Source organism: Arthrobacter sp. SLBN-122 (assembly GCF_006715165.1).
Lineage (GTDB): Bacteria > Actinomycetota > Actinomycetes > Actinomycetales > Micrococcaceae > Arthrobacter.
Map to the genome: position 1 here is coordinate 2411785 of NZ_VFMS01000001.1, position 23546 is coordinate 2435330.

26 protein-coding genes are annotated in these 23546 nt (G+C 67.3%); 18 read left to right on the forward strand and 8 right to left on the reverse strand.

Annotation, left to right across the window (positions count from 1 at the left end):
• Positions 1–7: 7 nt before the first annotated feature.
• The 5 genes from FBY36_RS11260 to FBY36_RS11285 all read left to right on the forward strand — a co-directional run bounded on the left by FBY36_RS11260 (position 8) and on the right by FBY36_RS11285 (position 4004).
• A complete protein-coding gene (locus FBY36_RS11260) occupies positions 8–1426 on the forward strand; it encodes a CoA transferase (protein ID WP_142119424.1) in 1419 nt (472 codons plus the stop codon).
• A gap of 87 nt (positions 1427–1513) precedes the next feature.
• Complete coding sequence (locus tag FBY36_RS11265; protein ID WP_442858238.1) at positions 1514–2044, forward strand: DoxX family protein; 531 nt, start codon at positions 1514–1516, stop codon at positions 2042–2044.
• A complete protein-coding gene (locus FBY36_RS11270) occupies positions 2041–2847 on the forward strand; it encodes an AzlC family ABC transporter permease (RefSeq protein WP_142119426.1) in 807 nt (268 codons plus the stop codon). Before FBY36_RS11265 ends, FBY36_RS11270 begins: the two co-directional genes overlap by 4 nt.
• Positions 2844–3155, forward strand: a complete 312-nt coding sequence (locus FBY36_RS11275; RefSeq protein ID WP_142119428.1) for an AzlD domain-containing protein — start codon at positions 2844–2846, stop codon at positions 3153–3155. Before FBY36_RS11270 ends, FBY36_RS11275 begins: the two co-directional genes overlap by 4 nt.
• Positions 3156–3608: 453 nt before the next feature.
• Complete coding sequence (locus FBY36_RS11285) at positions 3609–4004, forward strand: hypothetical protein (RefSeq protein ID WP_142119432.1); 396 nt, start codon at positions 3609–3611, stop codon at positions 4002–4004.
• Positions 4005–4050: 46 nt separating this feature from the next.
• Here FBY36_RS11285 and FBY36_RS20845 read toward each other — a convergent pair whose 3' ends face one another.
• The gene (locus FBY36_RS20845) at positions 4051–4275 is read right to left on the reverse strand and encodes a hypothetical protein (RefSeq protein ID WP_142119434.1); all 225 of its coding nucleotides are present in this window, start codon (positions 4273–4275) and stop codon (positions 4051–4053) included.
• A gap of 98 nt (positions 4276–4373) precedes the next feature.
• Positions 4374–5033, reverse strand: a complete 660-nt coding sequence (locus FBY36_RS11295) for a TetR/AcrR family transcriptional regulator (protein WP_142119436.1) — start codon at positions 5031–5033, stop codon at positions 4374–4376.
• Between the two features lie 123 nt (positions 5034–5156).
• Between FBY36_RS11295 and FBY36_RS11300 the strand changes: the two genes are divergently transcribed.
• Positions 5157–5480, forward strand: coding sequence for a thiamine-binding protein (locus FBY36_RS11300; RefSeq protein WP_142119438.1), 324 nt, complete (start codon positions 5157–5159; stop codon positions 5478–5480).
• A gap of 74 nt (positions 5481–5554) precedes the next feature.
• On the forward strand, positions 5555–6232 hold the full coding sequence (locus FBY36_RS11305) for an O-methyltransferase (protein ID WP_142119440.1): 678 nt from the start codon (positions 5555–5557) through the stop codon (positions 6230–6232).
• A gap of 139 nt (positions 6233–6371) precedes the next feature.
• Here the strand turns inward: FBY36_RS11305 and FBY36_RS11310 are convergent, their stop codons facing one another.
• From FBY36_RS11310 to FBY36_RS11330, 5 genes are all read right to left on the reverse strand, one after another.
• Complete coding sequence (locus tag FBY36_RS11310) at positions 6372–6629, reverse strand: hypothetical protein (RefSeq protein ID WP_142119442.1); 258 nt, start codon at positions 6627–6629, stop codon at positions 6372–6374.
• A gap of 324 nt (positions 6630–6953) precedes the next feature.
• On the reverse strand, positions 6954–8195 hold the full coding sequence (locus FBY36_RS11315) for a YihY/virulence factor BrkB family protein (RefSeq protein ID WP_142119444.1): 1242 nt from the start codon (positions 8193–8195) through the stop codon (positions 6954–6956).
• A 104-nt stretch (positions 8196–8299) separates the two neighbouring features.
• The gene (locus FBY36_RS11320) at positions 8300–8962 is read right to left on the reverse strand and encodes a DUF3618 domain-containing protein (RefSeq protein ID WP_142118696.1); all 663 of its coding nucleotides are present in this window, start codon (positions 8960–8962) and stop codon (positions 8300–8302) included.
• Positions 8959–9390, reverse strand: a complete 432-nt coding sequence (locus tag FBY36_RS11325; RefSeq protein ID WP_200830469.1) for a phage holin family protein — start codon at positions 9388–9390, stop codon at positions 8959–8961. The genes FBY36_RS11320 and FBY36_RS11325 overlap by 4 nt, the downstream gene beginning before the upstream one ends.
• Positions 9390–10379: a hypothetical protein gene (locus FBY36_RS11330; RefSeq protein ID WP_142119446.1), complete on the reverse strand. Its 990-nt coding sequence runs from the start codon at positions 10377–10379 to the stop codon at positions 9390–9392. The genes FBY36_RS11325 and FBY36_RS11330 overlap by 1 nt, the downstream gene beginning before the upstream one ends.
• Positions 10380–10566: 187 nt before the next feature.
• Between FBY36_RS11330 and FBY36_RS11335 the strand changes: the two genes are divergently transcribed.
• Positions 10567–11193 (forward strand): hypothetical protein, encoded by a 627-nt coding sequence (locus FBY36_RS11335; RefSeq protein WP_142119448.1) that lies wholly within the window; start codon positions 10567–10569, stop codon positions 11191–11193.
• Positions 11194–11277: 84 nt separating this feature from the next.
• Here the strand turns inward: FBY36_RS11335 and FBY36_RS11340 are convergent, their stop codons facing one another.
• Complete coding sequence (locus FBY36_RS11340) at positions 11278–12318, reverse strand: NAD-dependent epimerase/dehydratase family protein (RefSeq protein ID WP_142119450.1); 1041 nt, start codon at positions 12316–12318, stop codon at positions 11278–11280.
• A 150-nt stretch (positions 12319–12468) separates the two neighbouring features.
• On the opposite strand from FBY36_RS11340, the gene FBY36_RS11345 reads away from it, so the two are divergent.
• From FBY36_RS11345 to rfaE2, 10 genes are all read left to right on the forward strand, one after another.
• Positions 12469–13416, forward strand: a complete 948-nt coding sequence (locus tag FBY36_RS11345) for a sigma-70 family RNA polymerase sigma factor (protein WP_142119452.1) — start codon at positions 12469–12471, stop codon at positions 13414–13416.
• 217 nt (positions 13417–13633) lie between these two features.
• Positions 13634–14170 carry a D-glycero-alpha-D-manno-heptose-1,7-bisphosphate 7-phosphatase gene (locus FBY36_RS11350; protein WP_142119454.1) on the forward strand — a complete coding sequence of 179 codons (537 nt, stop codon included), beginning with the start codon at positions 13634–13636 and terminating at the stop codon, positions 14168–14170.
• Positions 14170–15258, forward strand: a complete 1089-nt coding sequence (locus FBY36_RS11355; protein WP_142119456.1) for a glycosyltransferase family 9 protein — start codon at positions 14170–14172, stop codon at positions 15256–15258. The genes FBY36_RS11350 and FBY36_RS11355 overlap by 1 nt, the downstream gene beginning before the upstream one ends.
• Complete coding sequence (locus tag FBY36_RS11360; protein ID WP_142119458.1) at positions 15255–16289, forward strand: glycosyltransferase; 1035 nt, start codon at positions 15255–15257, stop codon at positions 16287–16289. The genes FBY36_RS11355 and FBY36_RS11360 overlap by 4 nt, the downstream gene beginning before the upstream one ends.
• Positions 16286–17551, forward strand: a complete 1266-nt coding sequence (locus tag FBY36_RS11365) for a glycosyltransferase (protein WP_142119460.1) — start codon at positions 16286–16288, stop codon at positions 17549–17551. The genes FBY36_RS11360 and FBY36_RS11365 overlap by 4 nt, the downstream gene beginning before the upstream one ends.
• A 95-nt stretch (positions 17552–17646) precedes the next feature.
• Positions 17647–18288, forward strand: coding sequence for a D-sedoheptulose-7-phosphate isomerase (locus FBY36_RS11370; RefSeq protein WP_235008949.1), 642 nt, complete (start codon positions 17647–17649; stop codon positions 18286–18288).
• Complete coding sequence (locus FBY36_RS11375) at positions 18285–19670, forward strand: PfkB family carbohydrate kinase (protein ID WP_142119462.1); 1386 nt, start codon at positions 18285–18287, stop codon at positions 19668–19670. The genes FBY36_RS11370 and FBY36_RS11375 overlap by 4 nt, the downstream gene beginning before the upstream one ends.
• Positions 19671–19733: 63 nt before the next feature.
• On the forward strand, positions 19734–20450 hold the full coding sequence (locus tag FBY36_RS11380) for an SDR family oxidoreductase (RefSeq protein ID WP_142119464.1): 717 nt from the start codon (positions 19734–19736) through the stop codon (positions 20448–20450).
• An 88-nt stretch (positions 20451–20538) separates the two neighbouring features.
• Positions 20539–21996, forward strand: a complete 1458-nt coding sequence (locus tag FBY36_RS11385; protein ID WP_142119466.1) for an aldehyde dehydrogenase family protein — start codon at positions 20539–20541, stop codon at positions 21994–21996.
• The gene (gene rfaE2, locus FBY36_RS11390) at positions 21993–23525 is read left to right on the forward strand and encodes a D-glycero-beta-D-manno-heptose 1-phosphate adenylyltransferase (RefSeq protein ID WP_142119468.1); all 1533 of its coding nucleotides are present in this window, start codon (positions 21993–21995) and stop codon (positions 23523–23525) included. Before FBY36_RS11385 ends, rfaE2 begins: the two co-directional genes overlap by 4 nt.
• Positions 23526–23546 lie beyond the last annotated feature (21 nt).

Consider the following 23546-nt stretch of genomic DNA (forward strand, 5'->3'; position numbering starts at 1 on the left):
CGCGGAGATGGTGGCCGCCGGCCGGGACTGGCCAAGGCCGTATTCGTCCAGCCCGCATTTACCGGGCGGATATTCCCCGCGCCGCTGGTGGGCCGGGCCGCTCGACGTCGAAGGCCTTGCCCTGCACTCCGTGGCAGCCGCGGCGGAGGCGCTGAATCAGTACGCGCGCACCCCTGGCCGGTTCAGCACCACATCCGGGCTGGCCGCGGCTGCCTTTGATTCCTTCGGCCACCTGCGGATTGCCGGGCGGAAACCGCAGGGCTTCGCGCCCCTGTCGGGCTTCCGGCAGACAAGCGATGGCTGGATCAGGCTCCACGCGAACTACCCGCACCACGAGCAGAGGCTGCTGCAGGCGCTGGATACCAGTTCTGCGGAAGGAGCTGGACACGCCCTTCGTTCCATGACGGCGCTGGAGGCCGAGACCGCCATCCAGGGCCAGGGCGGTATCGCTGCGGCCGTCAGGACGCGCGGAGAATGGCTGGGCTCGGAGATGGGCCAGGCGGCGGGCGAGGGGCCGTGGGTTGCGGTGGAACTGTCCGACGGCAGCACAGCCGGTTGGGGGCTGCAGGAGTTCGCAGCGGCCACCGGCGGGACAGGCGACGGCAAGGACAGAGGCAAGGGCGAAGAACGCAAGGGTGACGACGGCGGCAACGGCCTGCCACTCGAGGGGCTGCGGGTCCTGGACCTGACCCGGGTGATCGCAGGGCCGGTGGCCACCCGCCTGCTGGCGGCACTCGGAGCCGACGTCCTGCGGATCGATCCGCCGGCCTTCCCTGAAATCGAAGACCAGTTCGTGGACACGGCCTTTGGCAAGCGCAGCGCGGAGGCCGATCTGGGGCTCCCGAAGAACCAGCGCAGCCTCCAGCAGCTCCTGGCCGGCGCCGACGTCCTGGTCACCGGCTACCGGCACGGCGCCCTGGACCGGTTTGGCCTCAACCCGCGTGACCTGCTGGCATCGCATCCCGGGCTGGCGGTGGTCACCCTCGACAGCTGGGGGAGCGCAGGGCCATGGAGCGGTATGAGGGGTTTTGACAGCATCGTCCAGGCAGCCTGCGGAATCGCACATATCTACGGAAAGGAGAATGACGACGGCGGGTGGCACCCGGGTGCCCTGCCTGTCCAGGCGCTGGACCACGCCACAGGGTACGGGGTGGCTGCCACTGCCGTCCGGCTTCTGGACGGACGCCGGGAGACGGGGGTGGGCGGCTCCGCGCGCCTGTCGCTGGCCCGTACCGCCGAGGAACTGTTTGCCCTGCCTGCCAACAAAGAAAGCCCAGGGGAAGTGCCCGCGCCCCGCTACATGTCCATGGACAGCACGTATGGGGAGCTCCGTTATGTAGGTCCGCCGTTGCTGGCAGGGGGCCGGACGATGGATTACCTGTCCCCGCCGCCCCCGTACGGAAGTTCAACGCCCACTTGGGTGTAAGGGCTGCAAAGCCGCCTCCCGCCGTCGCCCGTTTTGCCTCAAATGGCGGGTTTCCAGCCACCGCTGTGGCTGTGATTGAGTGGTTCCATGTCTTTTCCCTGGTCCGGCCCTGCTGGAAACGGCCTGCCCGCCCCGAACTTGTCTCTGCACGGCCCAGCCATTCAGGGCCTGTCCGCAGCCGCCATGGGAGCCCTGCTGCTGGCCAGTGCCGGCAAGCATTTCAGGGACCCCGGCTTTTACCGCGACGTGGTTCCGGAATACCTCTGCCGCCCGGATCCGGAACCCGGCGGGGATCAAAGCGCCGGGGCCAATCATCCACTGGCCATCCTGTCCCGGGACGAATGGATCGCCGTGAGCGGCATGCTGGAGCTGGCAGCCGCCGTCGGCATCCTCCTCCCGCCTACCCGAAAACTGACTGCCACCGCCCTCACCGCGATGTTCACCGCATTCCTGGCCGGGCACATCGATGCCCTGAGGAAGGCCTACGGCCCGCAGGGGACACCCCTCCGGCGGAAGATCCACAGTGCCAGGCTGCCCCTCCAGGCGCCGCTGATCCTCTGGGCCTGGAGCCTGCGGAAGCCTGTACAGCCCGCACCCCAACTGGGCGGCGTGGTGTGAAACTGCTGGCTTCGCCCGCGGTCAGGGTGGGCATCTCCATCAGCATCGCCACCGGCCTCTACGGGGTGTCCTTCGGGGCGCTCGCAGTGACTTCAGGGCTCGACATCTGGCAGACCATGGCCCTGAGCCTGCTCCTCTTCAGCGGCGGTTCGCAGTTCGCGTTCATCGGCGTGGTGGCGGGCGGAGGTTCCGGCATCGCCGCCATGAGCGCCGCAACCCTTTTGGGCATGCGCAACGGCATCTACGGCATGCAGCTGAACGCCCTGCTGCGCCCCACCGGCTGGCGCAAGTACGTGGGCGCGCAGCTGACCATCGACGAATCGACGGCCACCAGCACGGGCCAAACGGACCCGGCCGAGCAGCAGCGCGGATTCTGGACCGCCGGCGTTGGTGTCTACGTGCTGTGGAACCTCTTTACGGCGGTGGGTGCGCTCGCCGGGAGCGGGTTGGGCGATCCCAAGCAGTGGGGACTCGATGGCGCCGCTGTTGCCGCTTTCCTGGCATTGCTCTGGCCGCGCCTCAAGGGCCGGGAGCCCATCGCCATCGCGGTGGTGTGTGCCGCGGCCACCGTTGTGGCCGTTCCCTTCGTGCCGGCGGGGGTGCCCATCCTGGTGGCCGCCCTGGTGGCAGCGTTGGTTGGCTGGTTCAGCCACGGGCGCCGCGATGAAGGCCTTGAGCCGGACATCGAGCCCTACGGCGGGCATCACTCCGGCGGTCATTCGGGCCATCATCACCAGGACGAAACCGGGGCGCGTCCCGGTGCGGAGCGGGCAGAAGGCAAGGATCCGGGGGCAGGCGCATGAGCCTGTGGTTCTGGCTGTTTCTTGCCTGCGCGCTTGCCTATGCATGGAAAATTGTGGGGTACTTCGTGCCCGCCAGGTTCCTTGAGGACCCCCGAACATCACGGATCGCAGGGACCATGACCATCGGCCTGCTTGCCTCCCTGACCGTGGTGAACGCTGTGGTGTCGGGCCAGGGGCTCGCCGCAGACGCCAGGCTCGGCGCGCTTGCCGCGGCCGGAATCGCACTGATATTCCGTGCGCCCTTCCTGGTGGTGGTCATCGCCGGCGCCGGCGCCGCGGCGCTGCTGAGGGCCCTCGGCTGGAACTGATACAGCCTGCAACTGCAGGTATTGGTGACGTGGATCACGTGCCGGTCCACATGGCGGTTGTAGTATGAAAATGGCTTATGCAATTGGCCATGGCATTCCTATGAACGGCCACCATGGAAAATCAGCTGCATCCTGCAGGAGGCTTGGCGGGCAGGCCCCGCCACAAGGACGCCCGACGTCGGGCAGGCCTCCCAGCTAAACGCTTCTTCAAACGCTTTTCCGGGCTTTCGGACGTACCGGAAGAGGACCTGGAAATTCTCTGCCGAAGGCTCCGGGAGGCATTCGACCTGGACCCGTCGTCGTCCGTTCCGGCCTTGCAGGCCTTGGTGCGCCAGGAAATCCGCAAGCGGGCGGACGCAGGGAACACCTAGCGGCCCAGCATTCCAGGTGCCATGTGTGGTGGACTGGAGGAGATGCAGCCCACACCAGGCGGCCCCCAAAGGAGGAATCGAGATGGACGAACAGTCGCGGCCTGTCGAGCCGCAGGACGGCCAAGGCACCGAGGAGACCGGAGAGCGCGCTACCGAAGCGCACGGCACCGGAGTACCTGGCGCAGAGCAGACCGGGAAGCATCGGGTCGCCTACCTGGACCCCCGGGGCTCCGAATCAACGCGTGAACTGCGGGACACCGCACGTCGGCGCCGGGATGCCGAGGAGAAACTCCAGCAGCACTTGATGGAGGCCAAGCACCACGTCCCCAACGAGTTCCATGAGCACCACGGCCACGAAGAACATGGCCACGAAGAGCATGGCCACGAACATGAGGGGCACGGGCAACAGGCCACTGAACAGGCCCAGCCTGACACTCAGGATAGTACCCGGGGCGGAGAGACCGGGGAAAACTCCTGACAGCCGGGCAGCGCCGGCCGGCTGTCAGGGGGTCATAAAGCGTTAGCTAAGCTACGCCGTGGGCGGCGCCGCCAGGAGAGACGGACCTGCGGCAGCTTTCTTCTACGCCCATCTCGTACCACACCTGAGCTCCGAACTCGGGCTCAGGGGTATCAAGGTTCTGGTAAAGGGCGTCAAGCAATTGGACGAGTTCCCCGGTTGTCAGCGTAGGCAGGACTTCCTCCGGCCCCCGGGGATCATTGAGGTACTGGAGTAGTTTTGAGCTGTTCATCGCAGCGTGGCCATTGCAGGGCGGATACGCACGAAATTATGCATGGTTCGGCTCCATCTCGGAATATTCGAGGCTGGCTGCCTAACCCCGCTCTGAGTTTATTGCACCTGCTGTGTGCCGACAATGGGGCCGGCCGGAGTCCCGGCTGCTGCAGCCGGGACGGGCACCAGTACGGGAAGCGGGCGTAAAGGACGGACCGTGCGGATGGCGTCCTCGACCAGCGCCAGCGGGCGGCGCCATGCGTCAGAGCCCGGTTCCATCGTGTCCACTACGCCAATGAGCATGGCGAGCAGCCGGAACATGTCCGTCATGGAGATGTCCGGGCGCAGGCTTCCCTGGCCTTGCCCGCGGACCAAAAGGACACTGATTGAATCCATCAGGGATCCGGTGATTCCCGTGAGGAGTTCGCGGCGCCCGGCCACCGCGCAGAGCAGGTTGGCGTCGTCGCTTGCGGCAGCCATCAGGGCCTCGAGAACGCGCAGCAGGCCGGCAGCGGCATCGATGTCGGCCAGGGCGTCGTCCATGACGGGGTCCACGGTAAGCCGGAGCTGCCGGTTCAGTGCTGCCAGGACCAGTTCTTCCTTGTCTGCAAAGTTGCGGAACAGCGTTGCCGGGCCCACGCCCGCCGTGGTGGCAATGGTCTGGAGCGGTACTTCCGGACCGAATTCACGGAAACACTGGCGCGCCGCCGTGATGATCTTGTCCACGTTCCGCGCTGCGTCTGCGCGGAGGGGCTTTCGGGCGACTGCGAGGCTCATGCCCAAAAGGGTAGCAACGGAGCCCCGGGCCAACACCGTTACCGCGGGGTAGGCGCTTATGTGACGACGGGCAGCCGGACCGGCCCCTGCGCACCTCCCGAGCCGCATGCGAAACTGGGAGGCATGTTGCTTGCATTTTCTGTTGCTCCCTCAGGCGTTCCCAGCGAAGGTTCCCGACCCAACGATGCGTCCGTCCACGACGCCGTTGCAGCCGCCGTGAAGATCGTCCGTGAGTCCGGGCTGCCCAACCAGACGGATTCCATGTTCACCACCATCGAGGGTGAGTGGGATGAAGTGTTCGACGTCGTAAAGCGCGCCACCGAGGCAGTGGGCCGCTACGGCAGCCGCGTCTCACTGGTGATCAAGGCCGACATCAGGCCGGGATACAGCGGTGAGCTGACGGCAAAAGTGGACCGCCTCGAAAACGCGTTGGTACAGGAGTCCTGAGTCTGCGTGGCGGGGTTGAAGCGGACCGGCTGAAGTGTCTGGACCGCCGGAACGCCGCGTGCCAAACTGTGCCCATGTTCGAGCACAAACCCCGGCCGGAGTGGATTGCCACTGAGGAGTTCTTGTCCCGCACGGTGGTGCACCCGGATGATGCCGTCCAGCAGGCCATCCACACTGCGGCTGACGCCGGGATGCCCGCTATCGAGGTGGCGCCGAACGCCGGCAAGCTCCTGAAGCTGCTGGTCCAGCTGTCCGGCGCCCGCCGCATCCTGGAGATCGGGACCCTGGCAGGCTACAGCACCATCTGGATGGGCCGCGGGCTTCCGCACAACGGCAAGCTTGTCACGTGCGAATACCTTCCCCAGCACGCAGAGGTGGCGTGGGCCAACATCGACGCTGCCGGCTTGGGTGAAAGGGTGGAGATCCGCCTGGGCCCTGCGCTGGAAACCCTGGCTGCCCTCGAGGAGGAGGACAGGGAACCGTTCGACTTCATCTTCATCGACGCCGACAAGCAAAACAACAGCCGCTACCTTGACTGGGCGGTCAGGCTGGGCAGGCCGGGTGCCGTGGTGGTCCTGGACAACACGGTCTGGGAAGGCGCCGTCCTGGATCCGGACATGGACCCGGTCAACGCGCCGGGCATTATCGACGCTCTCAAGCTGCTCGGCGACCACCCGCGGCTGGACGCCACCGTTATCCAGACCGTCGGCTCCAAGGGCTGGGACGGGTTCGCCCTGGCGCGCATCACGTGAGGCGCCAGGAACTTTATACAAGAAAGGTGGAGCTGTTGCCTTTCGGCAACAGCTCCACCTTTTTTCGTCTTAGTCCAGGCTAAAGCGTTCTGCACTCCGGCCAGCCGGCTTGGCCGGTCCTGGCCTCGGATGCAGGCGGTTAGACCAAGTCCGGAGCGCTGGCCACGATGTAGTCCGCCGCAGCAGGTCCGGTCATGGAAAGGTTATTGCTGTCCGGGTTGATTCCGGCGTCCTGCATGGCCTCCCAAAGGGCGGCCGGTTGCTGGAGTTCTGCCTTCTGCAGAAGACACCAGCTGGTGTAGAGGCCGTATAGCTCGTCGCGTCCGAGGCCCAGTCCGGGCTCCCTGTCCGGGACAACTGCTTCGGCAAGAAACTGTTCAAAATGGGTAGCAGGCATGTCCGCTCATAAGGGTCGACCGTAATGCCGCCGTCTGCTTCAGCGGACCTGCCGGTCTCCAAAGGATTCCGGCGAGGTATTCAAGAAAGTATTGCAGTTCTCCGTATTTTGTCCAGTTACGGGCGGAAACGGGGGAGATTGAGGGGGGCCGACGGCGACTGGGGGGACTGGCCTCGGTCTCAGAAGAGGCCATCTCACCGCCGACCCCGCATTGCCCCGGGAGATATAAAACCCGGGAAACCTCAACAGGACCTTCAAGATGAATTTTCCTCCATCCTGAAGGTCCTGCCTAGTCCCACTTACGGCAAAGCCTGCACCCGCCGGCTAAGCCCTCCCACTTGGCCGGCCGCCGTCGTCGGTTTCTCCGTTGCCCGCACGGTGCTGGACCTTCTCGCGGACACGGTCGCGGTGGGGCTCACGTTGACCGCCGCCGTTCTGCCCGTCGCCGTTCTGCCCTTGGCCGGCAAACTGCCCGTCCTGGCTTTCGCCGTCGCCCTGGCCGTTCTCCGAGGCGTACTTCTCCCGGAGTTCACGGCCGTGCTTGATGTCTTCCTCGATCTGCTGCTGCAGCTTTTCGCTCTTCTTGGTATCCCGTGGCGGCAGCTGGAGGGTTTCCTCCGCCTCGATGCCCGCCTGGAGTTGACGGCCGCGCTCCACTTCGGCGTCGAACTCAGCGCCAAAGAGCAGGGACATGTTCAGGATCCAGAGCCACAGCAGCATGATGATCACGCTGCCCAGCGCGCCGTACGTCTTGTTGTAGTTGCCGAAGTTGCCGACGTAGAAGCCGAAGCCCAGCGATGCGATCAGGAACACGAACAGCGCGATCCCGGAACCCATGCTCATCCAGCGGAATTTAGGCTGCTTGACGTTGGGCGTGGCGTAGTACAGGACGGCAATGATGGCGATGATCAGGACGATCATGACCGGCCACTTGGCGATGTTCCAGACCATGAGGAAGGGACCGCTGAGGCCGATCAGGCCGCCCACCGCCTCGGATACCGGGCCACTGAGGACCAGCATGCCGGCCAACAGCGCCACGATGACCACGGCGAGGAGCGTGACGGCCAGCATGGTGCCGCGGAGCTTCACGAAGGCGCGCCCCTCATCCACCTCGTAAACCCGGTTCATGGCCCGGCCGAAGGCACCCACGTAGCCGGATGCGGACCACAGGGCGGTGACAAGGCCGATTACCAGGGTGAACCCGGCCGCGGGGGCACTGGTCAGTTCAGAGATCGGGCCGCTGATCGTATTGACGGTTTCGGCAGGAGCGAAGCCACTGACGATTTTCAGGAGCGCGTCGGTGGTCTTCTGCGGGTCACCAAAGAGTCCTATCAAGGACACAAGTGCCAGGATGGCCGGGAACAGCGACAGGACCGCGTAATACGTCAGTGCCGCCGCGAGGTCCGGGCACTGGTCCTTATTAAACTCCCGCAAGGTCCTCTTGAGGATGTATTTCCAGGACGGCTTGTTCAGGTCCTTGGGGCTGCCGGGTTTCCTTGCGTCATTTGGATCCGGAGCCTGGCCCGCCTTGGCCGTGCTGGTCTCGGAGCTGTCGTGAGTGGCCATGGGGCGTCCTCTCAATAAAGGTGCGAAGCGAACAGGCCGGCCCGCGGGTGGCGGTGCCGGCCTGTCGAACAGAACTGTTGCCTTGCGGAGCCGCGATGGGCAGGTTAGGTGTTTTGGACGTTGTCTTTGGCGTCGGTGGCGCGGTCCTTGACGTCGGCTGCGGCCGTTTGGCCTTCGGCTTTGACGTTTTGGGCGGCGTCGGTGGCGGTTGCCTTGACGTTTTCCATGGCTTCCTGGGCTGGTTCCTTCAGGTCCTGGGCCATGTTCTTGGCGGCGTCGGTGACCTGGGTGGCCAGGGGCTGGGCTGCGGTTTTGAGTTGGTCCGCGGCTTCGCGTTCCTTCTGGCTTGCCGGGATCAGCGAGGAGACCAGCATGCCGGCGCCGAACGCGATCAGCCCGGCGGCCAGGGGGTTGCCGGCGGTTTTGGCTTTGACTTGGTCCGGGGCTGCGGAGACGGCCTGGCCGGCGTCGCTGAGTTTGGCCGAGACGGTGTCCTGTGCCTGGTGCAGGCTGTCGCCGGCGGAGTGCATGGCGTTGGTGGTGTGTCCGGCGCCGGTGGAGGTGGTGTCGTGGACCTTGGTGGTGGCGGTGTCTGCTGCTCCCATGATTTTCTCCTTCACCCCGGTCACGGCGTCTTTTACTTTGTCGGTTTGGCGGTGGACGATGTTGGACGGGGTGACTTTGTCCGCTACGGCGTCCACGTTGGTGCCCAGCCGTGCCCGGGTGGCTTCTATGTCTGCGCGGATGACGTCAGGGTTTTCGCTCATCGGTTTACCTCACCTGGTTTTAGGGTTGGGGGAATTTCTGAGAGGGTTTCCCCGGTTTGGGGCATGCCCTTGATCTGCTTGAGTTCCTTGCGGCCGATGGAGGCCAGGACCGCGGCGATGATGGCCCAGACCACGGCGACGATCAGCGCGGACCAGCCCAGGGGCATGATGGCGCCGAGGGCCCACATCAGGGCCAGGGACAGGAAGAGCAGGACGAAGTGGCCGCCCACGCCGGCGCCGGCGAGCATGCCGGCGCCTTTCCCTGCCCGGGAGGTGGATTGCTTGAGTTCGGCCTTGGCCAGTTCCACTTCCTGACGCATCAGGGTGGACAGGTCCCGGGTCACATCCCCCAGCAACTCACCCAGGGATGCGTTGTCGGCTTTCATATGCGCCTCACTCGGCGGCATCTCCGGAATCTGGCTACTCATCACAGACCACCCGTCTGGCCACCCCGGGTGCGGTCCTGGGTGAGGGGGTCGTTGGCCATGGGATCGTCGGCGAGTGCGCGGTCACGCAGCGGGTCGTCGGACAGCTGGTTCCCGGACCAGGGCTCCTCCACCAGCTGCGGGCTGTCGAGGCCGCTGGCCGGACCCGCTGCTTCGGGATAGCTGCTGCCCGGCGCACCACCGTCGTACCCTGCGGTCGTGGTGGCCGGGCCGGGGAGCTGGACCGGCGGCGGGGGCACAGTTCCACCGGCAACGGGGGTTGTCTGGCTGTACTGGTCACCGTAGGGGGTTCCGGAGTACTGGCCGGAGAGACCCGCCCTGGAGCCGGTAGAGGTACTGGAGGATGAGCCGGGGGCGCCTGCGGTGAGGCCGCGGGTGAGGCGTCCGGCCAGGACGCCGGCGCCGGCGGCGAGGAGCAGGAACGTTCCGGGCCGGTTGCGGGCGAACCGCTGGACCTCGTTCAGGAGGTCACCCGGCTCCCGGTTCTCCAGCCAGGAAGCCATGGAGGACGTGCGCTCGGCCGCCTGCCGGACGAGGTCGCTGGCCATGCCCTGCTGGTCAGGTGAGCTGGCCATGCTGTGCAGCTGGCTGGAAATGTTCCGAATGCCCTCGGCGGCCTTCTGCTGCTGCGTGCCGGCCTGGCTGGTCAGGCCAGACTTCGCCTGGTGGAGCAGGTCCTGGGCATTGGCCTTGGCTTCGTGGGCCACGTTCGCGGCCTCGCCCTTGGCCGTCTGGGCCACATTCTGCGCGGACCCGGCGGCAGTGCGGGCAACGTCGGCTGCTTCTTCCTTGGCAGCCTCTTTGCGCGAGGATCCAGAGGTTTCGTCGGTCGTGGCGTAGCCGGTTCCGGCCTCGCCCGTGTAGGGGCCGGCGGTTGACGGGAAGGTAGCGGCCTCCCGCTCACCCGGGATTCCTGTACTGCCCGGAGGAGTCGTGTAAGCGGGGTCCTCGGGCCATTGGTTCTCTGTCATCTTCGCTCTCTCTTTCCAAGAAGGCCGGTTGTTGATCAAGAACCAGCAATACTGGCCGTAAAATGATAAGCATGGTTACTAATAAAAAGTAAGTACCCTTGCTAAGCGAGTTATAACCGTTCCAAAAATGTCAGCCGGAATGGCGAGGGCCTGCCCGGTCACAACGAAGTGGAAAGTGGTGGGAAACATGGATACAGCTCCATGGGTATGGGTGATAGTTGCCATTGTTGTGGTGGCGCTGATTGTGGTGCTTCTTCTGGCCGGCGGAAAGCGCCGCAAGGCCATGCAGCAGAAACGCGACCAGGAGCACCGGGAAAAGGCCGCCGAGATCCGGCGTGAAGCCGAGAACATGGAAATCGATGCCCGCGAGCGCGAGGCCAAGGCCATCCGTGCGCGTGCTGATGCGGAGCAGGCGCAGGTTGACGCTGCCCGCCTTCGGCAGGAGGCCGAGCAGCGGGCCAATGAGGCCCAGTCCCTGCGGGGTGATGTTGCCAGCCGCGCCCGGAAAGCGGATGAACTGGATCCTGACGTAGGAAGGGATGGCAGCCGGCGGGACCGTGTTGAGGGCAATGATGGACGGCCGGTGCAGCATCGTGACGCCGGCCATGACGGCCGTGGACCTGCCGACGCGGGACAGGGTAACCATGGAAGCCATGACACTGTTACCGGCGGCACCAGGACGGATATGCCTGCTGACATGACGGAAGCCGAATCCGGGCGGCGGCGCAACCGCGACGCGAAAGACACCGCGACGGGAAATACAGGCACCTCCGCGGAGCATGATGTCCGCGGGGAGGAAAATCCGCGCATCTGAGGCCGGTGCGAAGACGGCCCACATGCCGGCACTTCCCGGGCGATACAGCGGCCGGGTTTGTGCCGGCTGCAGGAGCTGCGGGAGCTAGGGCCGCCGCGGTTTGAGGACGGGGGATGGCTTTATGCCTTCCCCCGTTCCCATGCCCGCGAGAAGTTCCTTGACCGCGTCCACCGATGACACCCGTGGTTCCCATCCGAGGATCCGTTGTGCGCGGCTGGTATCCATGATGGGCGCGCCTGCCGCCATCTCCACCCATCCGGAGTCCGTGGGCTGGATGCGTGCACGCCAGGTGAGGTCCACCACGGCGTGAAGCAGCCGCATGGGAATGGGGAGGATTCTCTTGGCGCCCAGGATGCGGGCCAGTTCCTGGGGGTTCAATACCGGCTCGGCGGCGATATTGAAGGCACCGCTGGCCCGCTGGTCCACCACCCGCCAGTAGGCCTCTGCCACGTCGTCCGCGTGGACCGCCTGGAAGATCAGGTTATTCGGAGCCGGCAACAGCGGAACCCAGGGTTTCCGCGGTACCAGCCGCGGAAATATGTTTCCCAGGAAATACCTTCCGACTTCACTTCCCGCCTTGCCCTGGAAAATGAGCGCCGGCCGGAGCCTGGCAACGGAAATTTCCGGTTCCGCGGCCGCGAACTGGTCAAGGAGCTTTTCCTGCTCGGCCTTGTGGCGGCTGTAGTGCGAGCCGGCCATTCCTGTTGCCGGCCAGGACTCATCCCTGCGCTGGTCCTTGTCCGCCTTGCTGTAGGCGCCAACGGAAGACGCGCACACCACCTGCTTCACGCCGGTTTTTGCTGCAGCTTCCAGGACATTTTTCGTGCCGGTGACATTGGTCCGGTGCAGGAGCGGGAGGTTGTGGTTCGGTTGGATTTGCCACGCCAGGTGGACCACCGAGTCCACCCCTTCCAGTGCTTTCTCCAGCGCCGGCCTGTCCTGGTCCAGGCCCACATCGAGGGTGTGCCATTCCACGCCGGCATAAGGCTCCCGGGACGTGTAGGGCAACCTGCGGCTGATCCCCACCAATTGCAGGCTGCCTGGCTTTTGGGTGAGGTGGCCCTGCAGGTTGCGCAGCAGTGCTGTTCCCGCATTTCCGCTGGCCCCGGTGATGGCAATGCGCATGGCAACGACTCCTTAGCAGGTTTGGGCTGGTTGCGGCCCTACATGACGAGCGTATAGCGGAGAAGCATTGTTTTATAAGCAACCTTATGATTTCCTACTTCTAAGTCTTGCCGCAGGCTTTCGGAACCAGACCGAGGGAAACCAACACTCATGCCCGAATCCTTTGCCGCATTTGCCGTGGACGCTTCACCCGTCCACGGCCAACAGTCCCAGCCGGCACAACAACCAACTCCTCCCGCCACCTCAGGAAGGCTGCGGGAAACGTTCGAAAACGACTTGGTCCTACGGTACCTGGACCTCGCCGAAGCCCTCGCTGCCCGCTTTGAGGCCCGCGGCCGGGAGCGGGCGGACCTGAACCAGGTGGCCTATCTGGGCCTGGTGAAGGCCGCCCGCGGCTTCGACCAAGCCAAGGGCGAGAGCTTCCCCGCCTACGCCGCGCCCACCATCACCGGCGAACTCAAGAGGTACCTGCGCGACCGGACCTGGGTTGTACGCCCGCCGCGCCATATCCAGGACCTGAGGACCCGGCTTTTCCGGGCAGAGCCGGAGTTGACCCAGGCGCTGGGACGGAACCCGAGTGTTGCCGAACTGGCAGGGGAGCTGGGAACTGATCCGGGGGAGGTGCAGGAGGCCATCTCGGCATCCAGCAGCATGCACCCGGATTCCCTTGACGCAGTGAACCCTAATTCCGATGCTCCGTCCATCGGCGAGATCCTTGCCTGCCCTGACACACCCCTGGAACGGCTCGAGGAACTGGCCTGCCTGCGTGACGCCATGCAGGACCTGGACGATTCGGACAGGGAGCTTTTGTACCGGCGCTATTTCTGTGAGGAGACGCAGGTGCAGCTGGGCAAGCGGCTGGGAATGTCCCAGATGCAGGTGTCCCGCCGCCTGGCCAAGGTGCTGGTGGAGCTTCAGCGGCGCCTTGAAGCCAGCGCCCAGTTCGGTGCGGAGGAAGACACCGCGGGCGGTGGGGTGTCGTCCCGGGTTGTGCACGCAGACCGGTCAGCCAACCAGGTTGCGTCCTTCCGCGAGGCCAGGAACGGGCACGCCGGTGTGGGTGCCGGCCGCCGCCTGGGCGGTACCAGGACCAGGTAAGGCCAGCCCCGCCCGGGCAATGGACGACGGCGGGCGGCAGCTTCCGGAGGCACGTGATCGCCGGGAGCGCAGAGGGGCTGCTGAGGGCCCCGGGAGGAGTATCTGCACCAGCCGAATTCCTATCTTGCCTGTTCAACCGGCCAAAAGAACCCGGTCCTGCTGCTGAAAAAGCCTGCGGCCCTGTTTAGGAGCAGCAGCAGGAGGGAACGGTTCGTTTATGGGAAGCTCTGAAACCTCCAAGCTCCGGGCTGTCCTGTTCGACCGGGACGGGACCCTGGTGGTCGATGTGCCCTACAACGGGGACCCCGGCAAAGTGCGGCCGATGGCCGGCGCCAAGGCAGTACTGGACGACCTGCGGGCGGCCGGCATCGCCACCGGCGTGGTCAGTAACCAGTCGGGCATTGCGCGCGGGCTGATCACGGCAGCGGACGTGGCAAAAGTCAACGCCCGGGTGGAAGAACTGCTCGGTCCTTTCGACGTGTGGGAAGTGTGCCCGCATGCCGAGCAGGACGGCTGTGCCTGCCGCAAACCCGCCCCGGGAATGGTCCACAGCGCCTGCCGCAAACTGGGCATCCATGCGTCCGAAGCCGCCCTGATCGGGGACATCGGCGCCGACGTGGGTGCTGCCGAGGCGGCCGGTGCCACCGGCGTCCTGGTTCCCACACCCGTGACCCGTGCCGAGGAAGTGGCTGCGGCGCGGCTGGTGGCCCCGGACCTGGCGTCCGCCGTCGGCCTGCTGCAGGGGACGCCCTGATGGGGAGCGTCCTGGTGGCCCGGCTGGACAGCATGGGCGACGTCCTGCTGTCAGGCCCTGCCGTGCGGGCGGTAGCCAACGGCCGGGCCCAATATGGCGGCAGCACCAACCATGTGGTGATGCTGTGCGGCCGCCAAGGTGAAGCGGCCGCGGCGCTGCTCCCGGGCGTGGCCGAGGTTTACAGCTGGGACAGCCCCTGGATCATGAACCCGGCGCCCAAAATGACTGGGCCGCACGCCGACCGGCTGATCGAATACGTCCGTAATTCCCGGATCACCGAAGCTGTCATCCTCACGTCCTTCCACCAGTCGCCGCTGCCGCTGGCCCTGCTGCTGCGGCTGGCGGGCGTGGAGCGCATCACCGGCGCCTCCACCGACTACGCCGGCTCCCTGCTGGATGTGCGCCTCAAACCGGGTGAGGACTTCCCTGAAGACCAGCCTGAGGCGGAGCGGGCACTGGGCATTGCCGGGGCGGCGGGCTTCCGGCTTCCCGCCGGCGACGACGGGAAGCTGCACGTGAAGTCCGTTCCGGACGTAACAGGCCTGGTAGGTGAGGAACCCTATGTTGTGGTCCACCCCGGAGCCGCCGTCCCTGCCAGGGCCTGGCCCCCGCTGCACCATGCCGCCGCCGTCGAACTCCTCCAGGGCGCAGGCTACCGGGTGGTGGTGACCGGCGGTCCCGGCGAAAAGTCGCTGACCGCCACGGTGGCCGGCCCCTCGGCCCTGGACCTGGGCGGGCGTACCGACCTCTCCACCATGGCGGGCGTCATGGCCGGCGCCGATGCCGTGGTCAGCGGCAACACCGGACCGGCCCACTTGGCTGCCGCGGTGGGAACACCGGTGGCGTGCCTGTTCTCGCCCGTGGTCCCGGCCATCCGCTGGGCCCCTTATGGCGTACCCCTGGAACTCCTCGGGGACCAGAACGCGCCCTGCCGCATGTCCCGCGCCAGGGTTTGCCCCGTGCCGGGCCACCCCTGCCTCGACTCGGTATCGCCGGAGGAAGTGGTGGCAGCGGTGGAACGCCTGATCAGCGGAGTGAGCTCCTTCAGCACCCACGTCAGTACCCGTAGAAAGGCCCGCAACAGATGAGAATCCTGCTCTGGCATGTCCACGGTTCCTGGACGGACGCCTTTGTCCGAGGCCGTCATGAGTACCTGCTTCCCGTCCTGCCTGGAGGTGGCGCCTGGGGGCTGGGCCGCGCCGGCAGGGACTGGCCTGAATCAGTGCGGGAGGTGGACCTGGCGACGCTCGACCCCGAGGCGGTGGACGCCGTGGTCCTCCAGCGCCCGGAAGAGATCGACGAAGTGCTCCGAACCCTGGGACGGATGCCCGGCGCCGACCTTCCGGCGGTGTTCGTGGAGCACAACACGCCCAAAGGCAATTTCCCCAACACCAGCCACCCGCTCGCGGACCAAAGCAGCATCCCCGTGGTCCACGTAACCCACTTCAACAGGCTGGCGTGGGACAACGGCTCCGCTCCCACCACCGTGATCGAGCACGGAATCCCGGACCCCGGACAGCTCTACACCGGCGAGCTGCCCGAACTGGGGGTAGTGGTCAACGAACCGGTGCGCCGCGGCCGGGTAACAGGAACAGACCTGCTGCCGGCCTTCGCATCCGTGGCACCCCTGCAGGTGTTCGGCATGAAGACGGAGGGTCTGGCCGCAGCCACCGGAATCGAGGCTTCCCGCGTGACGTCCCGGGGCGACCTGAAAACCCGGGAACTGCACCGGGAACTTGCGCGCTGCCGGGTCTACGTCCACCCCATGCGCTGGACCTCGCTGGGACTGTCCCTGCTCGAAGCCATGCACCTGGGCATGCCGGTGGTGGTGCTTGCCACCACTGAGGCCCCACGGGCGGTGCCGCAGGAAGCGGGCGCTGTCTCCGCCGACGTCGACGAACTGCTCCGCTGCGCCGCGCGGCTGGTGGCCGATCCGGAGGAAGCACGACGGCGGGGAGTTGCCGCCAGGGAGGCGGCGCTGGAGCGATACGGCCTGGGCAAGTTCCAGGACCGGTGGGACGGGCTGCTGGCGGACCTGCGGATCCGGCCGCGGCACCCCGTCAACGAGCGGCCGGACGAGAAGATCCTCGTTCCGGCGCGGGAGAGGAAGACACCATGAAGATCGCCATGATTTCCGAACACGCCAGTCCGCTGGCGGCATTGGGCGGGGTAGATGCCGGCGGGCAGAACGTTCACGTTGCCGCGCTGTCCGAGGCCCTTGCCAAGCGCGGCCACCATGTCACCGTCTACACCCGCAGGGACGCAACGGAGCTCCCCGCACGGGTCCGGGTGGGGAGGCGCCTCGAAGTGGTCCATGTGGACGCCGGGCCCGCCCGGCACGTGCCCAAGGACGAGCTGCTGCCCTATATGGGCGAACTCGCTGACGGCGTGGCCAGGGACTGGGGGCACCGGCCGCCGGACGTGGTGCACGGCCACTTCTGGATGTCCGGCCTCGCTGCCCTGGACGCGGCCAGGCGCCCCGACACGGGGTACCGCGTGCCCATGCTGCAGACGTTCCACGCGCTGGGCACCGTCAAGCGGCGGCACCAGGGCGCCGAGGACACCAGCCCCGAGGCGCGCCGCTGGCTGGAACCCGGAGTGGGCCGCTCTGCCGACCGGATCATCGCCACCTGTTCCGACGAGGTCTTCGAGCTGAAAGCGATGGGCATCGCCACCGGCAAGATCTCCATTGCGCCCTGCGGCGTGGACCTGGGCTTCTTCTCGGCGGAGGGCCCGGCGGCACCGAGGAAGCGCCGCTACCGCATCCTGTCGGTGGGGCGGCTGGTGCCACGCAAAGGCGTGGACCTGGTGATCCGCGCGCTCCCGTACCTCAAGGCGGCAGGATTCGACGACGTCGAACTCCTGATCGTGGGCGGCGGCGGAGACGCCAACGTGATGCACGCGGACCCCGAAATCCGCCGGCTGCTGGACCTCGCCGCCCAGCTTGGCGTGTCTGAACAGGTGACCCTGCAGGGGCAGGTATCCCGGGCGGAGATGCCGGGCATCTTCCGCAGCGCCGATGCCGTGGTGTGCGCACCCTGGTACGAGCCGTTCGGCATCGTTCCGTTGGAGGCCATGGCATGCGGCATCCCCGTGGTGGCAGCAGCGGTTGGCGGGCTCCGGGACACGGTGGTGGACCACACCACGGGCCTGCACGTCCCGCCGCGGGACCCGGAGGCCATCGCATCGGCCCTGTCACTGCTGCTGGAAAACCCTGCCCTTCGAACAAAACTCGGCCAGGCCGGAGAGCGCCGCGCCCGCACCCGGTACTCCTGGGACCGGGTGGCAGCGGAAACCGAAAAGGCATACCAGCTGGCCATTGCCGGCGCCCCGGCCGGCGCTTCGGCCGGCACTGTACCTATGGAAGGAGCCGCACTGTGACTGCCGAATCATCCTTGCGTGAATCGTCCCTGCGCGAAGCGTCCCTGCGACAGGCAGACCTCCGCACCCTGACTGCAGCCCCGTCGCTACCCGCAGTGCTCCCCGGCGCCACCTTCGTGGATGCGGCCAGCGCCGACGCCGTGCGCACCCACTTGGACAACGTGGTTCCTGCCTTGGATTCGCTTCGCAGCCAGTCCGGCCGGCTGGCCGCCTGGGGCGTGGAGCTGGCGGCGCGCCTGCTCCGGGGGCAGCGGTTGCTGGCAGCCGGCAACGGCGGCTCAGCCGCGGAGGCCCAGCACCTCACCGCCGAGCTGGTGGGCCGGTTCGACAGCGAGCGGGTTCCGTTCTCCGCCATCTCCCTGCATGCCGAATCGTCGGCGGTCACCGCGATCGCCAACGACTACGGCTACGACGAGGTCTTCGCCCGGCAGGTCCGGGCCCATGCCCGTTCCGGCGACGTGCTGATGCTGCTGTCCACCAGCGGCAAGAGCCCCAACCTGCTGCGCGCCGCGGAAACGGCGTCCCGGCTCAACGTGACCACCTGGGCGCTCACCGGTTGCGGACCGAACCCGCTGGCGGAGGCCTGCGATGAGGCTGTCATGATTGACGCCCTCAACGCCAACGCCCAGGAAGGGCACCTGATCGCCCTGCATGCCATCTGCCGAGCCTTCGACCTTGAAGTTGCGCGCCACACCCCGGCCGTTGTCCCCGGCTTCCCGAGAGGGGGCCGGCCATGAGGATCGTGGTTGTGGGCGACGTGATGCTCGACGTCGACCTTTCCGGTGAGGCCACCCGGCTGAGCCCGGACGCCCCCGTACCCGTGGTGGACGTTTCCGGCGTGCGCCGCCGTGCCGGCGGCGCAGGCCTGGTGGCGCGCATGCTGGCCCAGGACGGCTGGCCCGTCACCCTGGTGACAGTCCTGGGCAATGACGACGCCGGAAGCCAGTTGCGTGCGCACCTCGCCGGGGTGCGGCTCGTCGCAGGGACCAGCGGCTATCCATCGCCGGTCAAGACCAGGGTCCGGGCGGGTTCGCATCCGGTGGTCCGCTTTGACCAGGGCTGTGAAAAGACGCCGGTTCCGGATGTCAGCCCCGCCATGCTCCGCGCCGTGGAACATGCCGGTGTGGTCATCGTTGCAGACTACGGCAGGGGACTGGCTGCCAACCCGCAGCTGCGGGACGTGCTGGCCCGGCTCGCCGGTGAGGTGCCGATTATCTGGGACCCGCACCCCTCGGGGCCGGAGCCCGTGCCCGGTGTGGCCGTCGTGACTCCGAACATCTCCGAAGCCACCAAGGCCGTGCAGGCTGGTCCCGGAAGCGCGGCTGGCTCGGCGGACGCCGTGGCGGAAATCCTGCTCCAGCGGTGGCGCAGCCAGGCTGTGCTGGTGACCAAGGGCGAGGAAGGGGCGGTCCTGTTGCGGCAGGGGGACACCGCTGCCCGTGCCGTTCCTGCGCCCCGCGTGGAGGCGGGTGATCCGTGCGGGGCAGGCGACCGCCTGGCAGCCAGCCTGGCCGTGCACCTTCTCGCCGGCCGGGACCTGCCCGACGCGGCGGCCTTGGCAGTGCATGACGCCGCGGATTTCCTGGCAGCCGGCGGAGTCTCGGCCCTGCCGGACACTGCAGATGCTGCCGCCGGGCATTCGGCGCCGGCCGCGGGCAGGCGGACCACCGAACCGCTGCTGCTGGCCCGCTCGGTGCGCGAAAGCGGCGGAAAGGTTGTCGCCACCGGCGGCTGCTTCGACCTGATCCATGCCGGTCACATCCGGTCCCTCACGGCAGCCCGCGAGCTGGGGGACTGCCTGATCGTGTGCCTCAACTCCGACGACTCGGTGCGGCGGCTCAAGGGGCCGGAGCGTCCCATCATCGGCCAGCACGACCGGGCGGAGCTGCTCCTGGCAATGGAATGCGTGGACGCGGTGATGGTCTTCGACGAGGATACCCCCGAGGCCGCGCTGGACCGGCTTCGTCCCGACATCTGGGTCAAGGGCGGCGACTACAAGGGATCCCGGCTGCCGGAAGCGGACCTGGTGGAAAGCTGGGGCGGCCGTTGCCTCACCGTCCCCTTCCACCCCGCCCGCTCCACCACGGGCCTGGCGGACGCCCTCGCCAAGGTCAGCTGAACCGCCCCTGCCCGTTGATTTGTTTGCCCCATTTGACTTGTTTTCCCTCTTGAAAGGAACACCATGACTGCAGAAGCAACTGCAACCGCAACCACCACCCCCGGCCGCGTCCTGGTTACCGGAGGTGCCTCCGGACTCGGAGCCGCCGTCGTCGACGCCGTCCTCCGCGCAGGCGGTACCCCGGTGGTCCTGGACCGCGACATCAGCAGCGTCTCCGGCGTGAAGGCGTTCGAGGTGGACGTAGCGGACCGCGCGGCCGTGGAGGAGGCAGTCCGTGAAGCCGCGGAGACCTTGGGCGGCCTGGACGCGGTGGTTACGGCCGCTGGCATCGACCGCTGCGGCAAGCTCGCCGACGTCGAGGCGACCGAATGGGAAAAGGTCATCGGGGTGAACCTGATGGGCACCGTTTCCGTGGTGCGCGCCGCCCTGCCCTACCTCAAGGAAACCCACGGCCGCGTGGTGACGGTGGCGTCCACCCTGGGCAAGCGCGCCGTGGCTGATGCCACGGCCTACTGCGCCTCCAAATTCGGTGTGGTGGGGTTCAGCCACGCACTGGCCGCGGAAACCGGCGGCGAAATCGGCGTCACCACCATGATCCCCGGCGGCATGAAGACCAGGTTCTTCGACGACCGCACCGAACAGTACAAGCCGCAGGACGATTCCCGGCTCAACGACCCCGCCAACACTGCGCAGGCCATCCTGTTCGCCCTTAACCAGCCCACCGGCTGCGAGGTCCGCGAAATGTTGATCTGCCACGAGGAAGAGGGCTCCTGGCCCTAAGCCGTCACCGGCCGCAACACCCTTGACGGCTGTAGCCGAACCAGCAACGTTACGACATATCCAGCACTTGAAAGGCGGGAGGAACACCATGCCCACCACAGCCACTGAAACAACCGCAGGCAACCAGACAGCCGAGGGCTCCGGCATCACCATCCAGGATCCGCGCACCGGGGAAGTGCTTTGGACGGTGCCCGAAGCGGGGCCGGAGGCAGTCAGCCATGCCGTCAGCGTGGCGCGCGGTGAGGCAGCGGGCTGGGCGGCAACCGCACCTGCCGGGCGGGGCGCAGCCCTCAAGGCGGCCGCCAAAGCCCTGGAGGCAGCGGCCCAGGAGCTCGCGGGGCTGAACGCCAGCGAAACCGGCCGCCCGAAGGACGAGGCCCTGGCAGGTATCGCCGCCGGTGTTTCCACCCTGGAGCAGTACGCGGAACTGGGTCCGGTCCACCGCGGCCACAGCCTCCGCGGCAACCGGCTGGCCTCCGACTACACCCGGGCCGAACCCAGGGGCGTGGCCGTCCTGCTGACGCCGTGGAACGATCCGGTGGCCGTGGCCTGCGGGCTGATCGGCGCCGCACTGGTCACGGGCAACACCGTCATCCACAAGCCCAGCGAGCGCTGCCCCCGGCTGGGGGAGGCGCTGGGCGAGGTCCTGGCACCGGCGTTTCCAGCCGGCGTGTTCCAGACCATCTCCGGCGGTGCCGATGTGGGTGCGTCGCTGTCGCAGGCTGAGGTGGACGTGATCGCCCATGTGGGATCCAGTGCCTCCGGTGCCCGGATCGCGCGGGCCGCTGCGCTCACGGGTGCGCACGTGCTCAGGGAAAACGGCGGCAACGATCCCCTGCTGGTGGACCGCGACGTGGACCCCGGGTGGGCCGCGCAGCAGGCTGCCATCGGAGCTTTCAGCAACAGCGGCCAGATTTGCACGTCCGTGGAACGGATCTACGTGCACAAGGACATCGCCGCCGAGTTCTGCAAGGCACTGGAGGCGGAGGCCGCACTCCGGAACAACAGCGGCAGCGTGGCGCCGCTGGTTGACCTGCGGATGCGCGACGCCGTCCATGCCCACGTCACCGAGGCACTGGCCCAGGGGGCGCGGACGGTTGAGGGCGGTGTGCTTCCGGACGGACCGGGCTCGTTCTACCCGGCTACTGTCCTGCTGGACTGCACCGAAACCATGCAGGTCATGACCGAGGAAACGTTCGGACCCGTGGCTCCGGTGCAGGTGGTGGACACGTTCGACGACGGCCTGCGCCTGGCGTGCAGCGGCAGGTACGGACTGGCTGCCACCGTCCTGAGCGGCAATATCGCGCACATCCAGCAGGCAGTGGCCGCGCTCCCGGTGGGGACCGTCAAGGTGAACGCGGTGTTCGGCGGTGCCCCCGGCGGCGCAGCCCAGCCCCGCGGCGAGAGCGGCGCCGGGTTCGGCTACGGGCCCGAACTCCTGGACGAGTTCAGCCAGGTCAAGGTGGTGCACATTGCGGCGCCGCCCGCGGCCGGCTCCGGGGATGGCGCGGATTCCATCAGCAGTGAAGGACAGGACCTGCCATGAGTGAGTCCCCCGAGTCAATCGACCTTTCCACCCAGCGGGCGCTGTCAGACTGGCTCCCCGGCCGGCTCGCCGCGGAACAGCCCTCCATCCTGGTCATCGGCGACGTGATGCTCGATGGCTGGTGGAGCGGCAGCATCGAGCGGCTCTGCCGGGAAGCCCCGGCCCCCGTGGTGGACATCCAGTCCCGCGAATCCGTTCCCGGCGGCGCAGCCAACACCGCCATGAACCTCGCCGCCCTGGGAGCGAAGGTGTCGGTGGCAGGAATCGTCGGCTCCGACGACGCCGGCGAGGACCTCCGCGGACAGCTTGCCGCCGCCGGCATCGATGTCCAGCACCTGCACACCCACCCGGACATGGTGACCACCACCAAGATCCGGATCAGCAGCGGCGGGCAGGTGATGCTGCGCCTCGATGACGCGGCCAGGACCGTCCCGGCCGGCGCGCTGGCCGCGCTGGCCGCATCGGTGCGTGCCGCCGTCGAACGCCAGGACGCAGTGCTGGTGTGCGACTACGGAACCGGCGTGGTGGCGGACCCTGTCCGCACGGCACTTGCCGGCGTCCTCGGACCTGACGCTGCCGGCGGGAACCGTCCTTTGGTGGTGGTTGACGCCCACGATCCGCGGCCCTGGGCAGCAGTGCGGCCCGATCTGGTGACCCCGAATGCGCAGGAAACTGCCCGGCTCCTGGACCGGAAACTGCCGGAAGGGCAGGAACGGGTGGAGGCCGTGGCCGCGGAGTCTGCGGCACTGTTGCAGGAAACCGGTGCGCGGGCCGTGGTGGTCACCCTGGACCGGGACGGAACCGTGCTGTTGATGCCCGACGGCGTGCGGCACCGGACGTGGGCGCGGCCGGCCGCTGAGAAGCAGGCGTCCGGGGCAGGGGACACCTTCGTGGCTGCCCTCACCCTGGCCCGTGCCGCCGGGCTGCCGCTGACCGCCAGCCTGGACCTGGCCCAGTCGGCCGCGGACGTGGTGGTCCACCAGCCAGGCACCTCCGTGTGCAGCACCGCCCAGCTCAGCCGGTACCTGGAGGCCTTCGCTGATACCGCGTTGACCGGGGACGAGCTGGAGCGGCAGATCGAGGTGCACCGCGCGCAGGGGCAGCGGATCGTGCTGACCAACGGCTGCTTCGACGTGCTGCACAGCGGCCACACCAGGTACCTCAACCAGGCCAAGCAGCTGGGCGACATCCTGGTGGTGGCGCTGAACAGCGATGATTCGGTGCGCAGGCTCAAGGGCCCGGGCAGGCCCATTAACAACATGGCGGACCGGGCAGCAGTGGTGGCCGCGCTGAGTTGCGTGGATTACGTGACGGTGTTCGACACCCCCACGGCCACCCCGCTCATCAGGCGTCTCCGGCCCGAGGTCTACGCCAAGGGCGGGGACTACACGCCCGAGATGCTGGCGGAGACCCCGGCGGTGGAGGAGTACGGCGGCCGGGTAGCCATCCTCGACTACGTCGCTGAACGGTCCACCACCGCGGTGGTGAAACGGATCCGCGACGGCGAAGGAGCAGTGCCCACCAACTAAGGTTGAAGCATGACTGAAGCG

Excerpts from the sequence above, each read along its gene's own strand:
- FBY36_RS11330 (WP_142119446.1), bottom strand. The coding sequence starts at position 10,379 with ATGACAGAGAACCAATGGCCCGAGGACCCCGCTTACACGACTCCTCCG.
- FBY36_RS11365 (WP_142119460.1), top strand. The coding sequence starts at position 16,286 with ATGAAGATCGCCATGATTTCCGAACACGCCAGTCCGCTGGCGGCATTG.
- FBY36_RS11295 (WP_142119436.1), bottom strand. The coding sequence starts at position 5,033 with ATGAGCCTCGCAGTCGCCCGAAAGCCCCTCCGCGCAGACGCAGCGCGG.
- FBY36_RS11355 (WP_142119456.1), top strand. The coding sequence starts at position 14,170 with ATGGGGAGCGTCCTGGTGGCCCGGCTGGACAGCATGGGCGACGTCCTG.
- rfaE2 (WP_142119468.1), top strand. The coding sequence starts at position 21,993 with ATGAGTGAGTCCCCCGAGTCAATCGACCTTTCCACCCAGCGGGCGCTG.
- FBY36_RS11305 (WP_142119440.1), top strand. The coding sequence starts at position 5,555 with ATGTTCGAGCACAAACCCCGGCCGGAGTGGATTGCCACTGAGGAGTTC.
- FBY36_RS11310 (WP_142119442.1), bottom strand. The coding sequence starts at position 6,629 with ATGCCTGCTACCCATTTTGAACAGTTTCTTGCCGAAGCAGTTGTCCCG.
- FBY36_RS11260 (WP_142119424.1), top strand. The coding sequence starts at position 8 with ATGGTGGCCGCCGGCCGGGACTGGCCAAGGCCGTATTCGTCCAGCCCG.
- FBY36_RS11360 (WP_142119458.1), top strand. The coding sequence starts at position 15,255 with ATGAGAATCCTGCTCTGGCATGTCCACGGTTCCTGGACGGACGCCTTT.
- FBY36_RS11375 (WP_142119462.1), top strand. The coding sequence starts at position 18,285 with ATGAGGATCGTGGTTGTGGGCGACGTGATGCTCGACGTCGACCTTTCC.
- FBY36_RS11340 (WP_142119450.1), bottom strand. The coding sequence starts at position 12,318 with ATGCGCATTGCCATCACCGGGGCCAGCGGAAATGCGGGAACAGCACTG.
- FBY36_RS11325 (WP_200830469.1), bottom strand. The coding sequence starts at position 9,390 with ATGAGTAGCCAGATTCCGGAGATGCCGCCGAGTGAGGCGCATATGAAA.
- FBY36_RS11265 (WP_442858238.1), top strand. The coding sequence starts at position 1,514 with ATGTCTTTTCCCTGGTCCGGCCCTGCTGGAAACGGCCTGCCCGCCCCG.
- FBY36_RS11335 (WP_142119448.1), top strand. The coding sequence starts at position 10,567 with ATGGATACAGCTCCATGGGTATGGGTGATAGTTGCCATTGTTGTGGTG.
- FBY36_RS11275 (WP_142119428.1), top strand. The coding sequence starts at position 2,844 with ATGAGCCTGTGGTTCTGGCTGTTTCTTGCCTGCGCGCTTGCCTATGCA.
- FBY36_RS11315 (WP_142119444.1), bottom strand. The coding sequence starts at position 8,195 with ATGGCCACTCACGACAGCTCCGAGACCAGCACGGCCAAGGCGGGCCAG.
- FBY36_RS11385 (WP_142119466.1), top strand. The coding sequence starts at position 20,539 with ATGCCCACCACAGCCACTGAAACAACCGCAGGCAACCAGACAGCCGAG.
- FBY36_RS11300 (WP_142119438.1), top strand. The coding sequence starts at position 5,157 with ATGTTGCTTGCATTTTCTGTTGCTCCCTCAGGCGTTCCCAGCGAAGGT.
- FBY36_RS11380 (WP_142119464.1), top strand. The coding sequence starts at position 19,734 with ATGACTGCAGAAGCAACTGCAACCGCAACCACCACCCCCGGCCGCGTC.
- FBY36_RS11350 (WP_142119454.1), top strand. The coding sequence starts at position 13,634 with ATGGGAAGCTCTGAAACCTCCAAGCTCCGGGCTGTCCTGTTCGACCGG.
- FBY36_RS11320 (WP_142118696.1), bottom strand. The coding sequence starts at position 8,962 with ATGAGCGAAAACCCTGACGTCATCCGCGCAGACATAGAAGCCACCCGG.
- FBY36_RS20845 (WP_142119434.1), bottom strand. The coding sequence starts at position 4,275 with ATGAACAGCTCAAAACTACTCCAGTACCTCAATGATCCCCGGGGGCCG.
- FBY36_RS11285 (WP_142119432.1), top strand. The coding sequence starts at position 3,609 with ATGGACGAACAGTCGCGGCCTGTCGAGCCGCAGGACGGCCAAGGCACC.
- FBY36_RS11345 (WP_142119452.1), top strand. The coding sequence starts at position 12,469 with ATGCCCGAATCCTTTGCCGCATTTGCCGTGGACGCTTCACCCGTCCAC.